Annotated in this window: 27 protein-coding genes; 14 read left to right on the top strand and 13 right to left on the bottom strand. The window is 38.7% G+C overall.

Going from position 1 to position 20,167, the window contains the following annotated elements; all coding sequences use genetic code 11:
- Positions 1-2 precede the first annotated feature (2 nt).
- From nusB to FM071_RS01560, 4 genes are read right to left on the bottom strand one after another with little or no spacing between them, the layout of a single operon-like run.
- Complete coding sequence (gene nusB / locus FM071_RS01575; protein ID WP_193111297.1) at positions 3-410, bottom strand: transcription antitermination factor NusB; 408 nt, start codon at positions 408-410, stop codon at positions 3-5.
- Positions 410-874 (bottom strand): 6,7-dimethyl-8-ribityllumazine synthase, encoded by a 465-nt coding sequence (ribH, locus tag FM071_RS01570; protein WP_193111296.1) that lies wholly within the window; start codon positions 872-874, stop codon positions 410-412. Before ribH ends, nusB begins: the two co-directional genes overlap by 1 nt.
- Before the next feature lie 15 nt (positions 875-889).
- Entirely contained in the window at positions 890-1,684 is a 795-nt protein-coding gene (gene kdsA, locus FM071_RS01565) for a 3-deoxy-8-phosphooctulonate synthase (protein WP_193111295.1), read from the bottom strand.
- A gap of 52 nt (positions 1,685-1,736) precedes the next feature.
- The gene (locus FM071_RS01560) at positions 1,737-2,624 is read right to left on the bottom strand and encodes a DMT family transporter (protein ID WP_193111992.1); all 888 of its coding nucleotides are present in this window, start codon (positions 2,622-2,624) and stop codon (positions 1,737-1,739) included.
- A 64-nt stretch (positions 2,625-2,688) separates the two neighbouring features.
- On the opposite strand from FM071_RS01560, the gene FM071_RS01555 reads away from it, so the two are divergent.
- Together FM071_RS01555 and FM071_RS01550 are read left to right on the top strand one after the other, a co-directional pair.
- On the top strand, positions 2,689-3,441 hold the full coding sequence (locus FM071_RS01555; RefSeq protein WP_193111294.1) for a TerB family tellurite resistance protein: 753 nt from the start codon (positions 2,689-2,691) through the stop codon (positions 3,439-3,441).
- The gene (locus tag FM071_RS01550) at positions 3,441-3,800 is read left to right on the top strand and encodes a c-type cytochrome (RefSeq protein ID WP_226960549.1); all 360 of its coding nucleotides are present in this window, start codon (positions 3,441-3,443) and stop codon (positions 3,798-3,800) included. The genes FM071_RS01555 and FM071_RS01550 overlap by 1 nt, the downstream gene beginning before the upstream one ends.
- Here FM071_RS01550 and FM071_RS01545 read toward each other — a convergent pair.
- Positions 3,772-4,233, bottom strand: a complete 462-nt coding sequence (locus FM071_RS01545) for a phosphoribosyltransferase (RefSeq protein ID WP_193111293.1) — start codon at positions 4,231-4,233, stop codon at positions 3,772-3,774. The two genes, FM071_RS01550 and FM071_RS01545, sit on opposite strands and share 29 nt — an antisense overlap.
- A gap of 94 nt (positions 4,234-4,327) precedes the next feature.
- Between FM071_RS01545 and FM071_RS01540 the strand changes: the two genes are divergently transcribed.
- Positions 4,328-4,915 carry an LPP20 family lipoprotein gene (locus FM071_RS01540; RefSeq protein ID WP_193111292.1) on the top strand — a complete coding sequence of 196 codons (588 nt, stop codon included), beginning with the start codon at positions 4,328-4,330 and terminating at the stop codon, positions 4,913-4,915.
- Between the two features lie 139 nt (positions 4,916-5,054).
- On the top strand, positions 5,055-6,536 hold the full coding sequence (gene der, locus FM071_RS01535) for a ribosome biogenesis GTPase Der (protein WP_193111291.1): 1,482 nt from the start codon (positions 5,055-5,057) through the stop codon (positions 6,534-6,536).
- 109 nt (positions 6,537-6,645) lie between these two features.
- Here the strand turns inward: der and hemJ are convergent, their stop codons facing one another.
- The 3 genes from hemJ to hpf are packed head-to-tail and all read right to left on the bottom strand — an operon-like array spanning position 6,646 to position 8,044.
- Entirely contained in the window at positions 6,646-7,074 is a 429-nt protein-coding gene (hemJ, locus tag FM071_RS01530) for a protoporphyrinogen oxidase HemJ (RefSeq protein ID WP_226960548.1), read from the bottom strand.
- 12 nt (positions 7,075-7,086) lie between these two features.
- Complete coding sequence (locus tag FM071_RS01525; protein ID WP_226960547.1) at positions 7,087-7,722, bottom strand: hypothetical protein; 636 nt, start codon at positions 7,720-7,722, stop codon at positions 7,087-7,089.
- Positions 7,715-8,044, bottom strand: a complete 330-nt coding sequence (hpf, locus tag FM071_RS01520) for a ribosome hibernation-promoting factor, HPF/YfiA family (RefSeq protein WP_193111290.1) — start codon at positions 8,042-8,044, stop codon at positions 7,715-7,717. The genes FM071_RS01525 and hpf overlap by 8 nt, the downstream gene beginning before the upstream one ends.
- 104 nt (positions 8,045-8,148) lie before the next feature.
- Between hpf and trpS the strand changes: the two genes are divergently transcribed.
- Positions 8,149-9,114 carry a tryptophan--tRNA ligase gene (trpS, locus tag FM071_RS01515; RefSeq protein ID WP_193111289.1) on the top strand — a complete coding sequence of 322 codons (966 nt, stop codon included), beginning with the start codon at positions 8,149-8,151 and terminating at the stop codon, positions 9,112-9,114.
- A gap of 91 nt (positions 9,115-9,205) precedes the next feature.
- On the top strand, positions 9,206-10,057 hold the full coding sequence (locus tag FM071_RS01510; protein WP_193111288.1) for a nitrate- and nitrite sensing domain-containing protein: 852 nt from the start codon (positions 9,206-9,208) through the stop codon (positions 10,055-10,057).
- On the opposite strand, the gene argF is transcribed toward FM071_RS01510, so the two are convergent.
- A complete protein-coding gene (argF, locus tag FM071_RS01505) occupies positions 10,054-10,977 on the bottom strand; it encodes an ornithine carbamoyltransferase (protein WP_193111287.1) in 924 nt (307 codons plus the stop codon). The two genes, FM071_RS01510 and argF, sit on opposite strands and share 4 nt — an antisense overlap.
- Before the next feature lie 36 nt (positions 10,978-11,013).
- The gene (gene hemB / locus FM071_RS01500; RefSeq protein ID WP_193111286.1) at positions 11,014-11,985 is read right to left on the bottom strand and encodes a porphobilinogen synthase; all 972 of its coding nucleotides are present in this window, start codon (positions 11,983-11,985) and stop codon (positions 11,014-11,016) included.
- A 67-nt stretch (positions 11,986-12,052) separates the two neighbouring features.
- Between hemB and ribA the strand changes: the two genes are divergently transcribed.
- Positions 12,053-12,616 (top strand): GTP cyclohydrolase II, encoded by a 564-nt coding sequence (ribA, locus tag FM071_RS01495; RefSeq protein ID WP_193111285.1) that lies wholly within the window; start codon positions 12,053-12,055, stop codon positions 12,614-12,616.
- 7 nt (positions 12,617-12,623) lie between these two features.
- Here the strand turns inward: ribA and FM071_RS01490 are convergent, their stop codons facing one another.
- Positions 12,624-13,070 carry a CZB domain-containing protein gene (locus FM071_RS01490; RefSeq protein WP_193111284.1) on the bottom strand — a complete coding sequence of 149 codons (447 nt, stop codon included), beginning with the start codon at positions 13,068-13,070 and terminating at the stop codon, positions 12,624-12,626.
- 57 nt (positions 13,071-13,127) lie between these two features.
- On the opposite strand from FM071_RS01490, the gene FM071_RS01485 reads away from it, so the two are divergent.
- The gene (locus tag FM071_RS01485; RefSeq protein WP_193111283.1) at positions 13,128-13,691 is read left to right on the top strand and encodes a PAS domain-containing protein; all 564 of its coding nucleotides are present in this window, start codon (positions 13,128-13,130) and stop codon (positions 13,689-13,691) included.
- On the opposite strand, the gene FM071_RS01480 is transcribed toward FM071_RS01485, so the two are convergent.
- The gene (locus FM071_RS01480; protein WP_193111282.1) at positions 13,688-14,146 is read right to left on the bottom strand and encodes a CZB domain-containing protein; all 459 of its coding nucleotides are present in this window, start codon (positions 14,144-14,146) and stop codon (positions 13,688-13,690) included. The genes FM071_RS01485 and FM071_RS01480 overlap by 4 nt on opposite strands.
- A gap of 146 nt (positions 14,147-14,292) precedes the next feature.
- Here FM071_RS01480 and rsmG point away from each other — a divergent pair, with 146 nt between their 5' ends.
- The 5 genes from rsmG to FM071_RS01455 are packed head-to-tail and all read left to right on the top strand — an operon-like array spanning position 14,293 to position 18,005.
- A complete protein-coding gene (gene rsmG, locus FM071_RS01475; RefSeq protein ID WP_193111281.1) occupies positions 14,293-14,880 on the top strand; it encodes a 16S rRNA (guanine(527)-N(7))-methyltransferase RsmG in 588 nt (195 codons plus the stop codon).
- A complete protein-coding gene (locus FM071_RS01470) occupies positions 14,877-15,113 on the top strand; it encodes a PP0621 family protein (RefSeq protein ID WP_193111280.1) in 237 nt (78 codons plus the stop codon). Before rsmG ends, FM071_RS01470 begins: the two co-directional genes overlap by 4 nt.
- Positions 15,113-15,505, top strand: a complete 393-nt coding sequence (locus FM071_RS01465; protein WP_193111279.1) for a hypothetical protein — start codon at positions 15,113-15,115, stop codon at positions 15,503-15,505. The genes FM071_RS01470 and FM071_RS01465 overlap by 1 nt, the downstream gene beginning before the upstream one ends.
- 6 nt (positions 15,506-15,511) lie before the next feature.
- A complete protein-coding gene (locus tag FM071_RS01460) occupies positions 15,512-16,009 on the top strand; it encodes a C40 family peptidase (protein WP_193111278.1) in 498 nt (165 codons plus the stop codon).
- A 31-nt stretch (positions 16,010-16,040) separates the two neighbouring features.
- Entirely contained in the window at positions 16,041-18,005 is a 1,965-nt protein-coding gene (locus FM071_RS01455) for an EAL domain-containing protein (protein WP_193111277.1), read from the top strand.
- On the opposite strand, the gene FM071_RS01450 is transcribed toward FM071_RS01455, so the two are convergent.
- Entirely contained in the window at positions 17,997-19,016 is a 1,020-nt protein-coding gene (locus tag FM071_RS01450; RefSeq protein ID WP_193111276.1) for an alanine racemase, read from the bottom strand. The two genes, FM071_RS01455 and FM071_RS01450, sit on opposite strands and share 9 nt — an antisense overlap.
- Before the next feature lie 16 nt (positions 19,017-19,032).
- On the opposite strand from FM071_RS01450, the gene FM071_RS01445 reads away from it, so the two are divergent.
- Entirely contained in the window at positions 19,033-20,031 is a 999-nt protein-coding gene (locus FM071_RS01445) for an agmatine deiminase family protein (protein WP_193111275.1), read from the top strand.
- Positions 20,032-20,167: the final 136 nt, after the last annotated feature.

Below are 20,167 nucleotides of genomic sequence, written 5' to 3'. Positions count from 1 at the left end.
ATCTACTTTTGATTTTTGTCTTTTGCTATTGCGTCTAAAACACCATTGATAAATTTCGGCGATTGCTCCGTTCCAAAGGCTTTGGTAACTTCAACCGCTTCGTTGATAACAACGGCAGAATCCAAATCGCCAAATAAAATCTCATAGGCAGCCAAACGGAGTGTCGCACGCTCAATAGCACCCAAGCGCTCAAAATCCCAATCTTTAAGATGTTCGATAATCGCCTTGTCTATCTCTTCAAGATGTGACATAACTCCCTCATAGAGATCAAGTGCAAAATCACGTTGTTTGTTGCGGATCTTCTTCTCTTCTAAGATCTCAGTTGTATGTTCAGAAGTGTTACCGTTTCCCAGATCAAAAGCGTACAGCAGGCTGACAACAGCCATTCTTGCGTGATGTCTTGTTGCCATTAGAGTGCCTCGTAAAGATCTAACATCTCAACGACAGTCGTCATTGCTTCAAAGCCTTTATTTCCTGCTTTTGTACCGGCACGCTCGATTGCCTGCTCAATAGTATCTGTCGTTAAAAGTCCAAATGAGACCGGTTTTTGATACTTTAGACTCATAGATGCTATCCCTTTTGTAGCTTCAGCCGCAACATAATCAAAGTGTGGAGTTGAGCCACGGATAACCGCTCCCAAAGCACAGATGGCGTCATATTTACCGCTTGAAAGCAGCTGATCGACGATCATCGGAAGCTCAAAAGCACCCGGAACAAGTACATGTGTCAAGTCATCAGCATTCCCGCCGTGTCTGTCAAAGGCATCTTTTGCCCCCTCTACAAGTCTATCGACGATGAAGTGATTCCATCGTGTACTCACGATCGCTATTTTTTTACCGTTTACTACTTTTAATTTACCTTCAATAAGTTTCATTATTTTCCTTTGTGTTTAATTTATTTCTTGAATTTTTTGAATTTTTGCTATCAATGTTTCAAGCTTATCAAGCGTGATCATATTTGGACCGTCACTCAAAGCTATACTCGGGTCAAAGTGCGTCTCGAAAAAGAAACCGTCCACACCCACAGCAGCAGCTGCACTTGCCAGATAAGGCACCATAGAGCTGTCACCGCCTGTCTTGCCGTTCTCTGCTGTAGGCATCTGAACGGAGTGCGTCGCATCAAAGATAACCGGAGCGAACTCTCTCATAAAGACAAGATTGCGCATATCGACAACGAGATTGCCGTATCCAAAGGTATTGCCTCGCTCACAGAGATATACTCCATATTTCTGCGCATTTTCATAGTTCGCTTCACTGCATCCGCGAGTTTGGAGTACCTTTAAAACCGGATACTGCATCGCTTTGGCATCCAAGAACTGCCCTTTTTTGATATTTATCTTGCATTTTGTTTGCGCACATGCTACAAGCAAATCTGTCTGACGACATAAAAACGCCGGAATCTGCAGCATATCGACTACCTCTGCAACAGCAGGAACCTGCTGTGACTCATGCACATCCGTCACTACCTTGTAGCCAAAATCATCCTTGACCTTTTGCAGGATGCGAAGTCCCTCATCCATACCAAGCCCGCGAAATGACTCCAGCGACGTACGATTGGCTTTGTCAAAACTGGCTTTAAAATAAAAATCTATTGATTCATCATTGTGATATTTTTCTAATTCTTGAGCGATTTTAAAGATATTCTTTTCGCTCTCTATCACACATGGTCCACTTAAAAGTACCATCACTAATGCCTTTTAAAAAATATGGCTTATTATACCTTTTTCTTTTTAACTTCTACTTATCTCTTGCTACCATCACTCCCGCAACTACAATGAGAACTATTCCAAATGTCGTCATAACGCTTGGAAGTGCATCTCCCAAAAAGAGCCCTACCAAAATGGAAAAAAAGATGTTTGTATAACTCACGGCTCCGACGATTCCGGCTTTTGTCTCACCGTAGGCTTTCGTCATCAAGACCTGCGAAAGCGTTGCAAAAAGTCCCATTGCTATGACATACAACCAGACAACTCCGTGAGGCATAACAAACTTACCGAGTATGAAATCAAGTTCAGGAGCATCAATGTAGGGTGATACAAAAAAAAGCAAAACAGGGCCAAGCGTTCCCACTCCCATAAACGAGAGCACGATTGCACGGGTATCATAGTACTGTTTCAGCTCACGCACAGAGGTATAGGCAAGTGCCGCACCCACACCTGAGAATATTCCAAGCCAGTCATATTTGCTAAATCCAAATCCGCTCGGCTGTGTAATGAAGACAATACCTACAAACCCAATAAAAACTGCTATCCAGGCTTTCATACTTAATTTTTCATGTAAAAAAAGCCATGCAAATATCGCCGTAAAAATCGGAGAAGTTTTTGAGTAGGTCATGGCATCGCCAAGAGAGATATGAGCGATATTGTAAAAGAAAGCCAGAAGTGCCACAAAGCCCATAAAACCGCGAAAAAAGAGTAACAAAGGCTTGCCGCCGACATGGCGCATCGGTTTTTTCAAAACCGCCGCACCGACGATGACAACACCGGCGATATTTCTAAAAAAAACCACTTCAAGCGAACTCATATGCTGTGAAGCAAGTTTGGCAAATGCACCCATGATGGCAAAAGTAAAAGAGGCGATAAGCATATACTGCACGCCCTTATTAAGGTTTTTCAGTCGTTTCATAAAGCGAATTGTAGCATTTTCTTTTGAAGTGTATAATTGCAAAAATTATTTATAAGGATTTTCCATGGGAAACATTATACTTTTTGCCATTCTTGGCGCTGTTTTTTATTACGTATTTAAAAGCTATGCAAAATACGAAACTTATTCAAAAGAGGCTTTTAAAGACTTTTCAATTTCCAAAGAATCGCTTCAAAGAAGTGAACTCGGACTTTTCGTAGCCCTTTGTGCGAAAGTTGCCAAAGCCGACGGCCGGATTGATGCGCTTGAAGCTGAACTCATTTCAAACATGCTCGATGATGTCTCGAGCGTTTTTCCTGACCCTGCAAAGACAAAAGAGATACTCAAAGATATATTTAACGAAGAAAAAGAGAGAACGGACAACATAGAACACCTTGCTCACGCTCTCTCACATGCGACAAAACGCTCAAAAGCGATGCAGCAGCAGTTTATGCAGTTTCTCATCCAACTCGCTTTTGCTGACGGAGAAGTGAGCAAAAGCGAAGAGAAGATCCTTGCTCTTATTGCCGAGACAATGCAGTTTGACCCGCAGGCCTACCATGCTATCTTCGATCAATTTGAACAGATGATGCAAAATGTTCATCCGCAAAACACTCTTGAAGATGCCTACAGACTGCTTGGTGTCTCTGAAAATGACGACATGGCGACCATTAAAAAAGCCTACAGAAAACTTGTACGTGAGTATCATCCAGACATTATCAAATCGCAGGGAAAAAGTGAAGCATACATAAAAGAGGCGACACAAAAGACGCAGGAGATCAATCAGGCATACGAGATGATCAAAAAGGCCCGCGGCTGATGCGACACTTTGTCCTTTTTTGCTTAACTCTTTTTTCACTAGAAGCATCCGATAAAATGGGAGCACTGCTTTTTCACGGTAATTGTGTCACCTGTCATTATGAAACAACAGAGAGATCTGCTCCTTCGATGCAGGAGGTGCGAAAACGATACAAAGAAGCTTTTCCAAACAAACCCGACTTTATAAAATATCTCTCAGAGTGGGTACATGATCCCGATGCAGACAAATCCATCATGCAAGATGCCATAGCAAAACATGAACTGATGCCGCAGCTTGCTTATGAAAAAGATGTTCTTGAAGAGATAGCAGCCTATATTTACGATACAGACTTTACGAAGCGTCATCCCTTTCACAAATAAAATCCTTTTCCCAGAAGAACTCTATCCAGGCATTTGCCTCATTTATCCAATAATCAGGTTTATAACAGGATGTTTTTTTATAAAAAAGCGTAGCAGATTTGAACTCTATACCTGAAAAGTTCTTGTGAAGATATTCCATGATAAATCGCAGTGTTTCACCACTGTCGGCGATGTCATCAACAACCAGAACCCGTTTTACATTGAAATGGCATGTGCCAAAAAGAGTCAACTCTTCACGTTTGCATTCATTGTCATACAACTCTGTGCGTATGCTCTGCACATCACGAATATTCAGCCCCTCTGCCATTGCATGAGAGAGTGTGAAACCGCCTCTTGCTATAGAGAGTATCGCTTCTGCCTCAAAATCTGCAACATTGTTGATTAACCTGTTTGTATCACTTTTAAAATTTTCATATGAGTAGTACTGTTTCAAAATATTCCTTACAATTATTTCTAATGAGTATTAATTATTCTAAATAAAGTTTTATGTTAGTATACTATACAAAGTTCACAGAAGGAAAGTATAAATGAATAAAATCATAAAAAGTGCTGCAATACTCGCACTCGCTGCTTTAGCCATTACAGGATGTAGCAGTAAAAAACCCGAAGCAAAAAAAGAGGCATACAACCCCACATTCAAATGTATGCAGGAAAATGTCCTCGCTCCAAGATGGACATGTATTCCTGAAGTGGAAGGTTTTTATGCAGGTGTCGGTGTTGCTGAAAAATCCGCTGCCGGTATAGCTCATATGAGACGAGTCGCATTGATGAACGGTCGTTCAGATCTGGCACAGCAGATTCAGACACAGGTAAAAGACAAGATAGAAGGTTTTACTCGCGCTACAGGAAACGGTTCTGCTGAAACTGTAGACAAAGTGACAACAGCCGTTACAAAACAGATAGCAAAAGTTGATCTCAAAGGCTCAAAAGCGGTTGATATGTGGCAGGCACCTTCAGGAGCTCTTTATATGCTCGTAACTGTGCCTGAAGAAAATATCAATGCCGAAGTGAAAAAAGCTGTAAAATCAAGCTTTAAAAACGACAATGCACTCTGGCAGCAGTTTCAGTCTAAACAGGCATTAGAACAACTTGATAAAGAATTTCCGACAGAATAAATCTTTTTGAAGTACCCTTTACAGGGTATTTCTTCCCTCTCACGCAAAGCACCTTATAATTTAGCTATAATTTCATAAAATAATAGAGTTCTACAAGAAGTCTACTCTTTCATAAGTTTTATTTACAAGGTTACCTTTCATGAAAAAAATCGCCATTATCGGACGTCCGAATGTCGGAAAAAGCTCCCTCTTCAACCGACTTGTTAAAAAAAGAGATGCAATCACATCTGACCTCGCCGGAACAACGCGTGATGTCAAACGAAAAACTGCCATTATCCGTGACAAAGAAGCACAGCTTTTAGACACAGGCGGACTCGATAAAGGGTGCGAGCTTTTTGACAAGATAAAAGAGATGTCTCTCAAAGCAGCCTACAAAGCCGATATCATTCTGTATATGGTTGACGGCAAAGGTCTCCCCGAAGAAGAGGATAAGAAACTTTTTTATGAACTCCAAGCCATGGGCAAAGATATAGCCCTCGTTGTCAACAAAATAGATAATGACAAAATGAAAGAGAAACTCTGGGAATTTTACGAATTTGGCACAGATGCCATCTTCGGAATCTCTGTTTCACACAATCGTAATACCGTCGAGCTTATCGACTGGCTCTATGAGAAGATTCCTGATGAGGACATCATCAAAGAAGATGAAGAATCCGCTGTAGAAATTGTAGAAGAAGAGGATGATGAAATCAGCGATGAGGAGTTTTTCAATCAATATGGTGACGAAGAAGATGACGGCTTCATCTACTGGGATGAAGATGAAGATGATGTTGAAGATGACTCTATCTTTGGACAAAACGACCGTATCAAAGAGTTTGATGAAAATGATATAAATCACATCAAAATCGCAATCATCGGACGTACAAATGTTGGTAAAAGCTCACTGCTTAATGCTCTTTTAAAAGAGGATCGTTCCGTTGTCAGTTCCGTTGCAGGCACAACCATCGATCCGATTGATGAGACCATAGTCTATAAAGATAAACAGCTTACTTTTGTCGATACGGCAGGACTCCGCCGTCGCGGCAAGATCGTAGGCATAGAGAAGTATGCGCTTATGCGAACAAAAGAGATGCTGGAAAATGCCAATATGGCACTCGTTGTTCTTGATGCAAGCGAACCTTTTTTAGATCTCGATGAGAAGATAGCAGGATTGGTCGATCAGAACCGTTTGTCATGTGTAATTGTCCTCAACAAATGGGATATCGCAAAAAAAGAGGATCACGACAAAATCATTAAAGAGGTACGCGACCGCTTTAAATTCTTAGCCTATGCGCCTATAATTACCCTCTCAGCAAAGAGCGGTCAGCGTGTTGATAAACTTCATGACATCATTTTAGAGATAAACGAAAACTACTCACAGCGCATCCCTACATCAAAGCTTAACGATGTCATCGACAGAGCACTTCGCCGTCATACACTGCCAAGTATGCATGGACAGGTAATTCGCATCTACTATGCAACACAGTATGAGACACGCCCGCCAAAAATAGCCATCATTATGAACAAACCAAAAGGCCTGCACTTTACCTACAGAAGATACCTTACAAACAAGTTGCGTGAGGCCTTTGACTTTACAGGGACACCACTGTTGTTTAAAGCGAAAAAAAGAGGAGAAAGATAATGAACTTATCACTGGCTATTGTATTTTTATTATCTGGAGCGGCATTGACAACACTTGGGATTATCCTTTATAAAAGAGTATCCCAAGATGAGCAGGAAGCGAAAAAGCATTAGCTAAAAGGTTTAAAAACCACCATTGCTACGATGAGAAGCATTAAAATCGTAGGCACTTCATTATACATTCTAAAGAATTTTCCACTTTTTGTACAGTTGTCATTAAGCAGTTTGATACGCAAAACTCCCAGTGAATAAAAATACGCTATAAGAAATGCAAGAAAGAGCAGTTTTGCATGCAGCCATGGTGCTTTCATCCAGTCACCAAGATAGATCAAAACTGCACCGCTTATAATGGTTGCCCACATTGAAGGCACTCCAATATATTTATAAAGCTTCATCTCCTGTATTTTCACAACCTCGATAAAGCCTTTATTGTCACTGTGTTCTGCATGGTAAACATAGAGACGCGGCAGATAAAAAAGTACCGCAAACCATGAGATGAATGAGATAACATGAAACCAAAGTATCCAATTATACAGCATTATATTTTCCTCTTAAAAATTTTTCTCTATATAAAAAGAGTTATAGTTTGAACCGCCATGGACACCATCAAAAAGTCCAAAAACTCCTGAACGGTGTTTTATCATCACACCGAGATAGAGATCTTCAAATGTTTTTGAGCGCACAAGTTTTCCAAGGTCAAAATCCAAACTGATATCAAGATAGTTTAAAAATTTCGATGTTGGATCTGGATTGGTAGAATCATCTGGATTGTAAGCATCATTCTCTTCTGTCCAAAGCAGTCTAGTTGTATAGGAGATACCCTCGCCAAAACCAAAACGTACCCTATTTTTCCAAAAGTCAAAATTCCAAAACGCTTTTATATAAAGATCCGCTCCATATGCATTTGGATGATCATTTTCATCATAATAAGAGAGCCCGCCTTTAGCATAGATATCCATAGGCAAGTCAAAAAGATCATTCCATAAAAGATAACCACCGTCTACTGAATAAACTTTAAGATCTTTTTGATCAGGATTGAATTTTCCAAAGACAATCTCACCAAGATCATTACTTGTTGCCATTCCATAGACACCACGCAATGAATATTTTTTCTCTTGTTGGTTAGCATTTATAATGGTAGTAAAAAAGAGAGCCGTCAAAAATAGCGCAAGGGTTGCCTTACGCATCTGCTGGCTCTAATTCTTTTAACGGCACTGCCTGATGGTCTGTTACTTTGTCATGAAGACGACGTAGTGCTTTTTCTGCTCTGTCTATTGCAAGGTCAATTGCAGCATCGAGGACATCATCCTCTTGTGAAATAACTATAGGCTCTGTATGAGCTACATGAATCTCGAACTCTACCAAAACACCTTTTTTCTGAGCAACTAAGTTACAACGAATACTTGTTATATCAAGTGAATATTTTTTAAATTCTTCTACGGCATGTTCAATATGAGCTTTTGTCATATCACTTAATTTTAAATCTTTTGCACGAATTTGTAAATTCATGATAAATCCTTTTTATGAAATATTTTAATCTTTTATACTTACTTATAATAACAAAATAAAGCTGAGATGGGTATAATACGCGAAAAATATTTAGGAATGCAAGAATGAGAGTTTTAACAGGTATTCAGCCTTCAGGTGATTTACACATTGGAAACTATTTCGGCTCGATCAAACAGATGGTAGACGCACAAAAAGAGAATGACACTTTTGCTTTTATAGCCAACTATCATGCTATGACGAGTGTAAGTGACGGTAAAAGACTGGCAGAACTGACCATGCAGAGCGCTACAGACTTTCTGGCACTTGGAATAGATCCTAAGGTAGCGACTTTCTGGGTACAGTCTGATGTAAAAGAGGTACTTGAACTTTACTGGGCGCTCTCTTCTTTTACACCTATGGGGCTGCTTGAACGTGCACACAGCTACAAAGATAAAACAGCCAAAGGAATCGCAGCAAACCATTCACTCTTTTCCTACCCTGTTTTAATGGCGGCAGATATTTTACTCTACTCTCCAGATATTATTCCCGTTGGAAAAGATCAGATTCAACATGTCGAAATTGCCCGTGACATCGCTATCAAATTCAACAATGAATATGGCGACATCTTTAAACTGCCAACGTTTAAAATAGAAGAAAATGTAGCAACCGTTCCCGGCATTGACGGTCAAAAGATGTCAAAAAGTTACAACAACACCGTCAATATCTTCGGTGAAGAGAAAAAACAGCTCAAGACCATCAAAAAGATCGTGACTGAAAATGTGCCTATGGAAGCGCCAAAAGAGTATGAGAGTTGTAATGTATACAATATGGCAAAACTCTTTTTAAACGAAAATGAGTGTAAAGAGCTGCAAGAACGTTATAAACGCGGCGGCGAAGGTCATGGACACTTCAAACTCTATCTGCATGATGTTATTTGGGAGTATTTCAAACCGTATCGTGAAAAAAGAGCTTATTATCAAGAACACCAAGATGAGGTTCGCGATATCCTTGATCTGGGAGCAACAAAAGCAAAAGAGATTGCCCTTCCAATGATAGAAAAGATAAGAACCGTAACGGGTATTCGATATTAATTCATTTTTTAAGTTTCTATTTAAATTAATAAGGCACAATATTAATAACATTTTTAGTTATTAATATCTCATAACATCAACAGGAAATAACATGCGCTATTTTTTACTTATTTTACTTTTAGTTTTCAATCTCCAGGCAAAATCATTTTTCAGCAATCAAGAGCAGCTAAACACAAGCAAATATATAGAGAATCTTAAAAAATTGATCATCGCTACACAAAAAACACGTGGTCTTACAAACTCTTACCTCAATGGAAATACAGCAGCAATGCTGCTTGTTTTCTCCACAAGAGAAGATATGAAATCAGCCATCGGAAATATGGAATCACTCCCTTTAGCCGGTGACCCTGTCATCAATACTCGTGCAACTGCCATCTCCCAGTCACTAATTAAACTCAATCGTAAAGCATTTAAGCGACCTCCGAACAAGGTATTCTCCGCATACACAGAGCAGATAGAACAGACATTGATGCTTGCACAAAGTGTAAGTAAACGTTTTGCAAAAGACCTGACACCGTTTAGCAAGGACATATCATCGGTGATGATGGAAATTATGCTTCCTATGACTGAACAAACAGGACGTCTTCGAGGTCTTGGTGCAGGAATAGCGGCAAAAGGGGAAGTCAATAAAGGTGCCGTTGAGGATATAAAAATGTTGTCATACGAACTGCAGTCATTAAACAAGCAACTTCAAGAAGATATGACACAGATTATTGCCAAATATCCTGATCAATTACCTGCAAATATCACCAATACACTTGCATCGGTAAATAATGATGTCAAAACATATACTGCATATGCAGAAAAAAAATTATTGAAAAATCCAAAAAGTGTAGATGCGGATAGATATTTTGATAGAGGAACAGCCCTTATTGCAAAAATCATAGAAGTTTATGATCTAAGCAATCAAGCGATCATGAATGATGCAAAGGGATGGATCTAACCCCTTTGTTTGTCTAACCAGACCATCAATCCTTTTTGTGCATGAAGTCTGTTCTCAGCTTCTGAAAAAACAACATCTGCGTGAGATTCCAAAATCTCATCACTCACTTCCTGCCCACGATAGGCAGGCAGACAATGAAGAAACTTTGCCTTTTGATCAGCTAAACACATCATCAGACCATCAACCATAAAGCCTTCAAAATCTTTAATGCGCTGCTCTTTTTCATCCTCTTGTCCCATAGATGCCCAGGTATCTGTAGTTACGATTGTCGCACCGCGAACAGCCTCTTTTGGATCGTTCATCACTTTAATAACAGCACCGCTCTCTTTTGCCATATCAAGTGCATCACGCAGAACATCACCGTCGACTTCATAGCCTTTTGGTGTCGCTATGCGAAGCTCAAAACCGAGTTTTGCGGCAAGCATCAACCATGAGTTTGTCATGTTGTTACCGTCACCGATGTAAGCCACAACAGCGTTCTGGGCCACTCCATATTCTATCATTGTCATATAATCGGCCAAAAGTTGAACAGGATGGAAAGAGTCCGTTAATCCGTTTATAACCGGTACTTTTGAATAGCTTGCAAATTCTTCTATCATAGAATGCTCAAACGTACGGATCATAACCATATCACACATAGAAGATATGACACGTGCCGTGTCTTTTACAGGTTCACCGCGTCCTAAATGGATGTCACGGTTTGAGAGAAAAAGCGCATGCCCGCCAAGCTGAAACATACCCGTCTCAAAACTGACCCGTGTTCTCGTTGAACTTTTTTCAAAGATCATCGCCAGAGTCTTGTTCTGCAACTCTTTATTGTATACACCGGCTTTGAGATCTTTTTTGATCTTTAGTCCAAGATCAACAATCTCTAAAATCTCTTCTTTTGTAAAATCTTTCAATGTTAAAAAATGTCTCATGTTTCCATCCATATTTTTAAATAAGCGGTTATTATACTATTTTTTTAGCAGTTTTGCCACTTCTTTGGCATGGTATGAGATAATTATATCTGCACCTGCGCGTTTAAAACTCACCATAGTCTCCATCACAACACGATCATAATCAATAAGATCGTTCATGCCTGCAAATTTGAGCATTGCATACTCACCGCTTACATTATAAACAGCCATTGGAAGTGTAGTCGCATCTTTTATCTCACGCACAATATCCAGATAAGCAAGTGCAGGTTTCACCATAAGAATATCTGCTCCCTGCGCTTCATCGGAGATACTCTCAGCAATGGCTTCACGACGATTTGCAGGGTCCATCTGATAGCTCGCACGGTCTCCGAAACTCGGTGTTGATTCAGCGACATCGCGAAACGGTCCATAGTAACCGCTTGCAAATTTTGTAGAATAGGACATAATAGGCAGTTCACTGTATCCTGCCGTATCAAGTGCCTCACGCAAGACCTCAATGATGCCATCCATCATACCGCTTGGTGCAATCATATCAGCTCCCGCTTTTGCATGAACGACAGCCTGTTGTCCTGATATTTCAAGTGTTGCATCATTATTGACGGTTTCCCTTGCTTCATCGATGATACCACAGTGTCCGTGATCTGTATATTCACAAAAACAGAGATCCGTTACAACGAACATATCTGGATGTGCCTTTTTTATCTCACGCACAGCCGTAGCGATGATGCCGTGTTCACACAAAGCATCACTTCCAATAGAATCCTTGACATCGGGAATACCAAATAAAATAATGGAGTAGAGTCCAAGGGATTTCAACTCTTCACACTCTTTAATAGCGACATCCATACTCATCTGATAAACACCCGGCATAGATGCCACTTCAGTTTTTATTCCCTCACCGCTTCTAATGAAAAGCGGATAGATAAAATCATCTGTACTCACATGAGTTTCACGCACAAGTGCTCTGAGCTGTTTATTTAAACGGGTACGACGGAATCTTTGAAACATTTTTTAAACCTTTATTTGTTATAATAGTATCTTTAGAGAAAATTTTAACATTTTAAAGATTAAATTAATGAATATAAAAATTTCCGACGTAGCAAACCTTCCCTCAAGATTTGGTAATTTTAAAGTAAAAGCGTTTAAAGAAGGGCAAAAAGAGCATCTTGTCATCTATGCCAAAGAGCTTGATGAAATACCTGTTGTACGTGTACACTCTGAATGTCTGACCGGTGATGCTATCGGCAGTCTGAAATGCGACTGCCGTGATCAACTCGAGTATGCACTCTCACTTATCGGTGAAAAAGGCGGTATGGTCATCTATCTGCGTCAAGAAGGCAGAAATATCGGGCTGTTAAATAAGATAAACGCTTATGCACTTCAGGATAAAGGTCTTGACACAGTAGAAGCAAACCATCAGCTCGGATTTGCAGCTGATGAGCGAACCTATGATATTGTCACCTACATTCTCCATCATTTTGGAATCAAGAAGATCAAACTTCTGACGAATAATCCTGATAAAATAAACTCGATTTGCGATGTTGAGATCGTAGAAAGACTGCCTATTATTATGAAGTCAAATAAATACAATGAGGATTACTTGGATGTCAAGCGTGATGCAATGGGACATCTGCTTTAGTCAAGATTTACTTAAATTTACTCTCAGGCAGTGCTTCAAGTCTTCTCTCTGCAGATGCAAGAGCTTTGAGAAGTTCCTCTGTCGTCTGCTTTAGTTCTGTATAATAAAGTTTTGCTTTGTCTTTCTCCAACGGATCAACACCGCTTGAGCCTAATACTTTGGACAAGAACCCCTTTTTTTTCTTTGGGTTAAAAAAGATACTGTATATTTTAAAATATTCTGTATGCCACTGTTCATGTTTATTATCGAGCTTCTCATAAAACTGACTTCCAATCAACTGCTTAACATTACTATTTTCATCATAGATCCAACGCCCAAAATCACACTCTTTTTTTGAAACGGCTGTAGGGTTGTCAACTTTTTCTTCATTTATAATAGCATTGATTTTATCCATTTGCAATAGATGTGCTTCTCTTGCTTTTTTTACAGATTCAAGTGTTTGTTCTTTGTTCATTGAAATTTACCTTTGAAATAGTATATAATAACACAGCTTAAAAATAAGGAAAACCCAATGAAACGTCCGTTACCAAAGGATAACGAAATACAATTAAATCCAAAAAGATACATCGTTTCCAAAACAGACCCAAAAGGTATCATAGAATATGGAAACGATTATTTTGTTGAAATCTCAGGTTACAGTGAAGCGGAACTTATTGGGACACCACATTCTTTGATAAGGCACCCTGACATGCCCAAAATAGTCTTTAAAATGATGTGGGATAGAATAAACAAAGCCCAAAATATCATGGCAGTTGTCAAAAACCTTGCAAAAGACGGCAGCTACTACTGGGTTGTTACAGAATTCGAGCCTAAGGTTGATCCTATCACTAATGAGATTATCTCCCATACAGCATTTCGAAAAGCGGCACCAAAAAAAGCGGTTGAAGCTATCGAACCTATCTATCAAAAATTGCTTGAGATAGAGAAAGAGAGGGGAATGGAAGGAAGCGAAAAATATCTTCGCGGTTTTTTAGAAGAAAAAAATATAACCTATGATGAATTTATTAATGAACTTGTAGGCAACAAAGGAATATTTAAAATATTTTTTACAGCTATGAAAAAGATGTTCTCTTAGTCAATATTTAGAAACATTCTCTCTTTTAAGGCTATGATTCTTCTTTTAGATGCAGTCAGAACTTCTAAAAGATCTTCAGTAGCCTGTTTGAGATCTTTATAGTAGTGCTGTGCCTCTTCAAATTCTTCTTTTGATAATCTGTGCCTGTGATGCAAAATTTTTGTCAATAATCCCTTTTCTTGATCATGTTCATAGTATATTTCATATATCTTTTCATACTGTATATGCCAAAACTCATGAATCAGTTCCATGTTCTTATAAAATCGTATGCCTAAAAGACCTTTTATGCGACTAGCATCACCATAGAGCCATCGACCGAATTCACATTCATTCGGCATTCTGGGAGTAGGGTTTTTCACTTTTTCACCATTAACCAAATGTGTTACTTTTTCCATTTGATCAACATGGTATTCATAAGCGTGTTCTATAGCTTTAAGAACCTCTTTTTTTGTCATACGAATATACCTTAAAATTTAACATATATAATTATATCACACCTTCACATAAAAAAATATATAGTATTGCAAACTATTGTAAATAACAATGCTAAATTTTATCTATAAATTAATTTGAGTATAATGTCATTTTAAAAGGATATTTGTTGCAGTTACACAGACGCATTGAAGAAACAGGCATAAAAGTTCCAGATACATTTTTTGCCAATATAGAAAAGTACAAAGCAAACCTGCTCAAATGGAACAGAGTTCATAACCTCACAGGAGCACGTGATGAAGCGACTTTGGATGAGTTTATCTTTGATGCACTCTATCCTGTAAGTTTTCTGCCCCAGGTATCATCTTTGCTTGACATCGGTACGGGTGCCGGATTTCCCGGTATGATTTTAGCATTTGCACTGCCTGAGACAGAAGTCACGCTTGTAGAACCTCTTACCAAAAGAGCCAGCTTTTTACAGTTCATCAAAGCTGATCTTGGGCTTGAAAATGTTCGTGTTATCAAAAAAAGAGTTGAAGAGATGCAGCCTGAAACATTTGAACTTATAACCTCACGGGCGGTTACCGATACAAAAATGCTGCTAGAACTCAGCAAAGATTATAGAGATGAAAACTCAAAACTTCTTTTTTACAAAGGAGAGAAGGTCTTTGACGAAGTTGAGGAGACGCAGAATATGCCGCATAAGATTATAGAGAGACAAAACAGACACTATTTACTTCTAGGAGAAGGACTATGATACTAAAAGCACTGCTTGTAGGTGCAGTCATCTACATTGTTTACATTATGTTTTTCAAACAAAAAGCTGTCAAGAACAGCAGTGAGAAACAGACAAAGAAAACGAAAAAACCGGAGGCAAATGAAATGATAGAGTGCGCCAACTGCGGTGTATATACTGAAATTTCGGAATGCATTTTAAGTAATGGAAAATATTACTGCTCCAACGAGTGCATCATAGAGGCTAAAAAATAATGCTTCTCTTTGGCCATAGATTCATTAAAAACACGCTCTTTTACCATGTTTTTGATATAGAGAATATTGAAAAGACACCCTCTTCATCAAGGATCTATCTTACATTCAGTGAAAAGAATCTTGACATCATCACGCATCTGCAACTCAATCAAATCCCTTTTGCACTTGGTGTCACAAACATCACCGAACTTATCTATGCCTCTGCATTGGGAGCTTCATTCATTATGGTCGAGAAAGAGCTTGCAAAAACAGCACAAAGCATAGCGGAAAACTATCTTTTCGATGCAAAGATCTTAGTCCATATTAACAAAGAAGAGAGTATAGAAGAGATGGCACTTTTAGGCATTGACGGCGTGATCTTTCCCCAAGCCATTGTAAAAGTCAGCTCTTAAAAATCCATGAGAACACTACTGTTTTGGCTCACATTAGTGTTCATTGTTACTGCCTGCTCCACCGCTCCAAAGAGTTACAAACCACTGCCTCTGCAACACAAAACAAAAGTAAAATACAAACTGCATAAACAAAACTTTGTCACTAGGCAGCTCTATAAGGAGTACAAAAAGTATGCAGGTGTGCAGTATTGCTACGGTGGCAATGATGCCAACGGCTTTGACTGCTCCGCACTTGTGCAGAGAATCTACAAAGAAGCTTTTAACATCAACCTACCTCGAACAACAAAACAGCAGCTCAAAAGAGGAAAGAAAGTTTCAAAAAACTCTCTTAAAGAGGGTGATCTTCTCTTTTTTCAGACATCCTATCATGTACTCCATTCAGGCATCTATCTCGAACGGGGAGATTTCATTCATGCTTCAAGCAAGCACGGCGTTATGCTCTCAAACATTCACAATCCCTACTGGAGAGCAAAATATTATCAGGCAAGACGCCTGCTTTTTTAAAATTCAGCTATAATATATTTCAAGGATATATATGGAAAAATATTTAAATCGTAAAGTTCTTTTTATTATTCCCATTATTTTTTTATTCGCTCTTTTATTTCGAATATTTTACAGTTATATTGATACACAGGAACAGATGAATGAATTTGCCTATAAAGAGGCACAATCACTTCAATCTTTAGCCATTGCACATAGAAACTATTACCAAGAGCTTTATGTAAACAAGACCATACCGCTCAATAAAAACACACTCAAAGGTCTTCCTGCATACAGTTCTTATTTTATCAATCAAAAATTCTCTCAAAATAACCCTTTTAAAATCAGCCTGCAAACTGTTTCAGATCGAGCAAGAAATCCTAAAAACAAAGCCGATGCCCAAGAGCTTCAAGCCATAAACTATCTCAAAGAGCATCCAACTCAAAAAGAGTACTTCAGCAGCGATAATCCAAACTATTACCAATACGCATCTGCTCTTACCATAGAAAACAGATGCTTAAAATGTCATGCACAAAGAGAAGATGCTCCGAAATTTATCCGTCAGAAGTATAAAAATGCCTACAACTATAAACTTGGTCAACTTCGTGGTATAGTAAGCATAAAAATTCCAAAAGAAAACCTCAACAATTACTTTATACAGCATTTTATCTATTCTGCTCTTTATGATACGCTTGCATTTATTATGCTCTTTACTATTATCTATTTCATTGCGAAAAAATCAAAACAGATAAACAGTTATCTCCAACAAGCTGTTATAGAACAGACAAAAAAGCTCAAAGAGACACTTGTCAAAGAACGTTTGACCGGTTTAGCAAACAGATTACAACTCTTAGAAGATATTGACAGTGCCAAAGATAAAAACAATAAACACTTAGCACTCATAAACATTGATAATTTTAAAGATATCAATGATTTTTATGGTCATGATATCGGTGATGCCCTGTTAATAGAACTTGGCAGAAAGATTGACACTTCCTGCAGTGATACTCACACAACAGTCTACAAACTCCCCAGCGATGAGTTCGCTGTCTTTACATGTCAAGATATAACTGCTGATGATTTTAAACAGCGCATTTCTCAACTGCTGCATACAATCAATAAGACCCAATACACTATCAGCGACTATGCCATTTTTTTAACTGTGAGCTGCGGTATAGCTTCCGATGAAAATGATTTGATCATTAAAGCAGATATGGCTTTACAAGTAGCCAAAAGTTCTAAAGCAAACTTCGTTGTTTATGACAATGTAGTCGATACTACTGAAAATGTCAATAAAAATATCCGAGGTATCGCACTGCTCAAAGACGCTATAGAAAATGATAAGATAACACCCTATTTTCAAGCGATCTATAATCTCCATACACAAAAAATTGAAAAATATGAATCTCTTGTACGCATCATCACAGATACCGGCGATATCATTACGCCTTATCAATTTCTAAATATTGCAACAAAATCAAAACTTTACCATCATATAACCTATACTATGATAGAAAAAACCTTTGCTTTCTTTGAAGATAAAGAGGCATTTGAATTTTCCATTAATCTCTCAATAGATGACATCCTTAATGAAAGAACTGTTGCCTTTATACTCAAAAAACTCTCTGATTACCCAGCACCGCAAAGAGTTGTCTTTGAGATTCTTGAAGATAATGAGATCAAGAACTATGAAGAGATAAGAATCTTTATTCAAAAGGTAAAACACTATAACGTAAAAATTGCCATTGATGATTTTGGAAGCGGATACTCCAACTTTTCTCATGTTCTTGAGCTGAATGTTGATTATCTCAAAATAGATGCTTCCCTTGTGAAAAACATCACTCACAATGAGAATGCAAAGAAAATCACACAGACCATTGTCTCTTTCGCTAAGAACATAGGACTGAAAACGATCGCGGAATATGTTGAAGATGAAGCATCATTAAAGATACTAGAATCATTTGATGTCGATTTCGTTCAGGGTTACTATATCGGTAAACCTGCGCCGACACTACTCTAAAACAACTCTTTTAAGATTCGCTTTTAAAGATGTGAGCACTTCATAACTGATAGTTTGTGCCGCTTTTGCAATCTCACGAGCATCGTCAAATATCAAAAGCTCTCGATCATCCGATAAAAAAGAGCTGTTATCCATAGAAATTCGCCCGAGAAGTTTGATGCCTTGAGGTGTTACATATTGGTTCGAGCATATACGTAAAAATCCATCCCCGTAACCAAAATCATAATTTCCGACTATACAGGATTTATCCGCTTTGTAGCTTGCACCATAACCGACACAATCTCCCTCATGCAGATGGCGTGTAGATATTTTTTTAGCATATACCGAAAGCACGGACTGCAACTGCTGTACTTCCTGACTCTGTGGAAGTTCCATACAGCCATAAGCCGCAATACCTACACGCGCCATATCCTCACTGAAATGCTTTGTTTGAAAGAGTGCAGCGGAGTTGCAGGAGTGAAAACGAAGTTTTTCCATACCGAACTCTTTTTGCAGCACTCTTGCATCTTCTTTTATCTTTGCAAAGTTTTTATTTTGCTGTTCAAAAACACACGCATCCTCATCTGCACAGCTGTGATGCGTAAAAACAGCTTCCAATTGCAAACCATGTTTCTTAATCGCCTCAAAAGCCTCACGCAGCTCATCCATCTCTATGCCGTTTCTGTTCATGCCGGTATTAACTTTAATCTCGACCTTTGTGCCTTTTGGAAATTTTTCAATGTTTGCAAGATCATTGATGGTATAACGGATCTTTTCATTTGCATCTTCGGGGATATCCGCCAATACTAAAATATAATCAAAAAAATCTGCTACTATCTCAGCCTCTTCCTGCAGTCGCACAACAGCTTTTGTTATGCCATACTCCTGCGCCATTTGCGCCATCTCACGCAGACCATGTCCATAGGCATTGTCTTTGAGCACAAGAGCGATTTTATCTTTACCATAGCTGAGTTTTGCAATAATATCTAAGTTATTGAAAAAATGTTTTTTATCTAAAGTTATGTAAGCCATAAAGGAATTATATCAGATGCGCCGTTTAATTGCAGAGTTTGAACCCCAAAGTTTCACACAGGTTATCTTTCCTCACGCAGGGACAGATTGGGCTCCTTATCTGCATGAAGCAGAAACCTGTTTTACCAATATTATCAACAACATTGCACGCTTTCAGCCCTGTTTGATCATTTGTCATGATGTTGCTGCAGTAAAACAGCATTTTCCCAACAAACACAATCTACATTTTGTAGCATATGAAACTAATGATACCTGGGCAAGAGACTGTTCTGCTCTGGGCGTGAGCGAAGATAAAACTTTAAAACTGCTTGACTTCACTTTCAATGCTTGGGGAGGAAAATTTGAAGCACAAAAAGACAATGCCATGTCAGCTGCTTTACAAACCTGCTATAAAAACGAACTCAAAACAATCGACTTTATCTTAGAAGGCGGCGCTGTTGAAAGCAATGGACTAGGCACAATTCTCACAACGGCACAATGTATGCTCAACCCGAACCGCAACCCTCTTCTAAATAACATTCAAATCACGGAAAGACTCCATGAAATATTTGGTGCCAAACATATTCTTTACCTCAACCACGGCTACCTTGCAGGGGACGATACCGACTCTCATATTGACACCTTGGCTCGCTTTATCGATGAAAGATCCATTATGTATGTGGAGTGCGAAGATGAAAATGATGAACATTTTCACCAGCTGCAACTTATGAAAGAAGAGCTGCAGATGATAGCTAAAGAGAACGACCTGCGACTCATTGCCCTGCCAATGCCAAGTGCTGTTTTTTATGACAATGAACGTCTTCCTGCGACTTATGCAAATTTTTTATTTGTCAATGGCGCGGTGCTTGTTCCCACATACAATGTCCCACAGGATGCAGAAGCCTTACAAATCTTTCAAAAAATATTTCCGAACAAAGAAATAGTTCCCATCGATTCTTCTGTTCTTATCCGTCAACACGGCTCACTTCACTGTGTTACGATGAACTTCGCTGCCGGTGTTGGTCTCTCTTGCTGATTCTTTATCCAAAATTGCCATTGCACTCATAATAAGATACGTTGCAAGCGCAAAACCTAATGCTATTAATATAGTTCGTTTTATCTTTTCACTTTTACTCATACTGTAATTTTAACGTAAAAAATATTCTTATTAA

It is taken from the genome of Sulfurimonas paralvinellae, from assembly GCF_014905135.1.
GTDB lineage: Bacteria > Campylobacterota > Campylobacteria > Campylobacterales > Sulfurimonadaceae > Sulfurimonas > Sulfurimonas paralvinellae.
The sequence above is the reverse complement of the archived record's forward strand: the minus strand, read 5'-3'. Positions and strand labels throughout refer to the sequence as shown.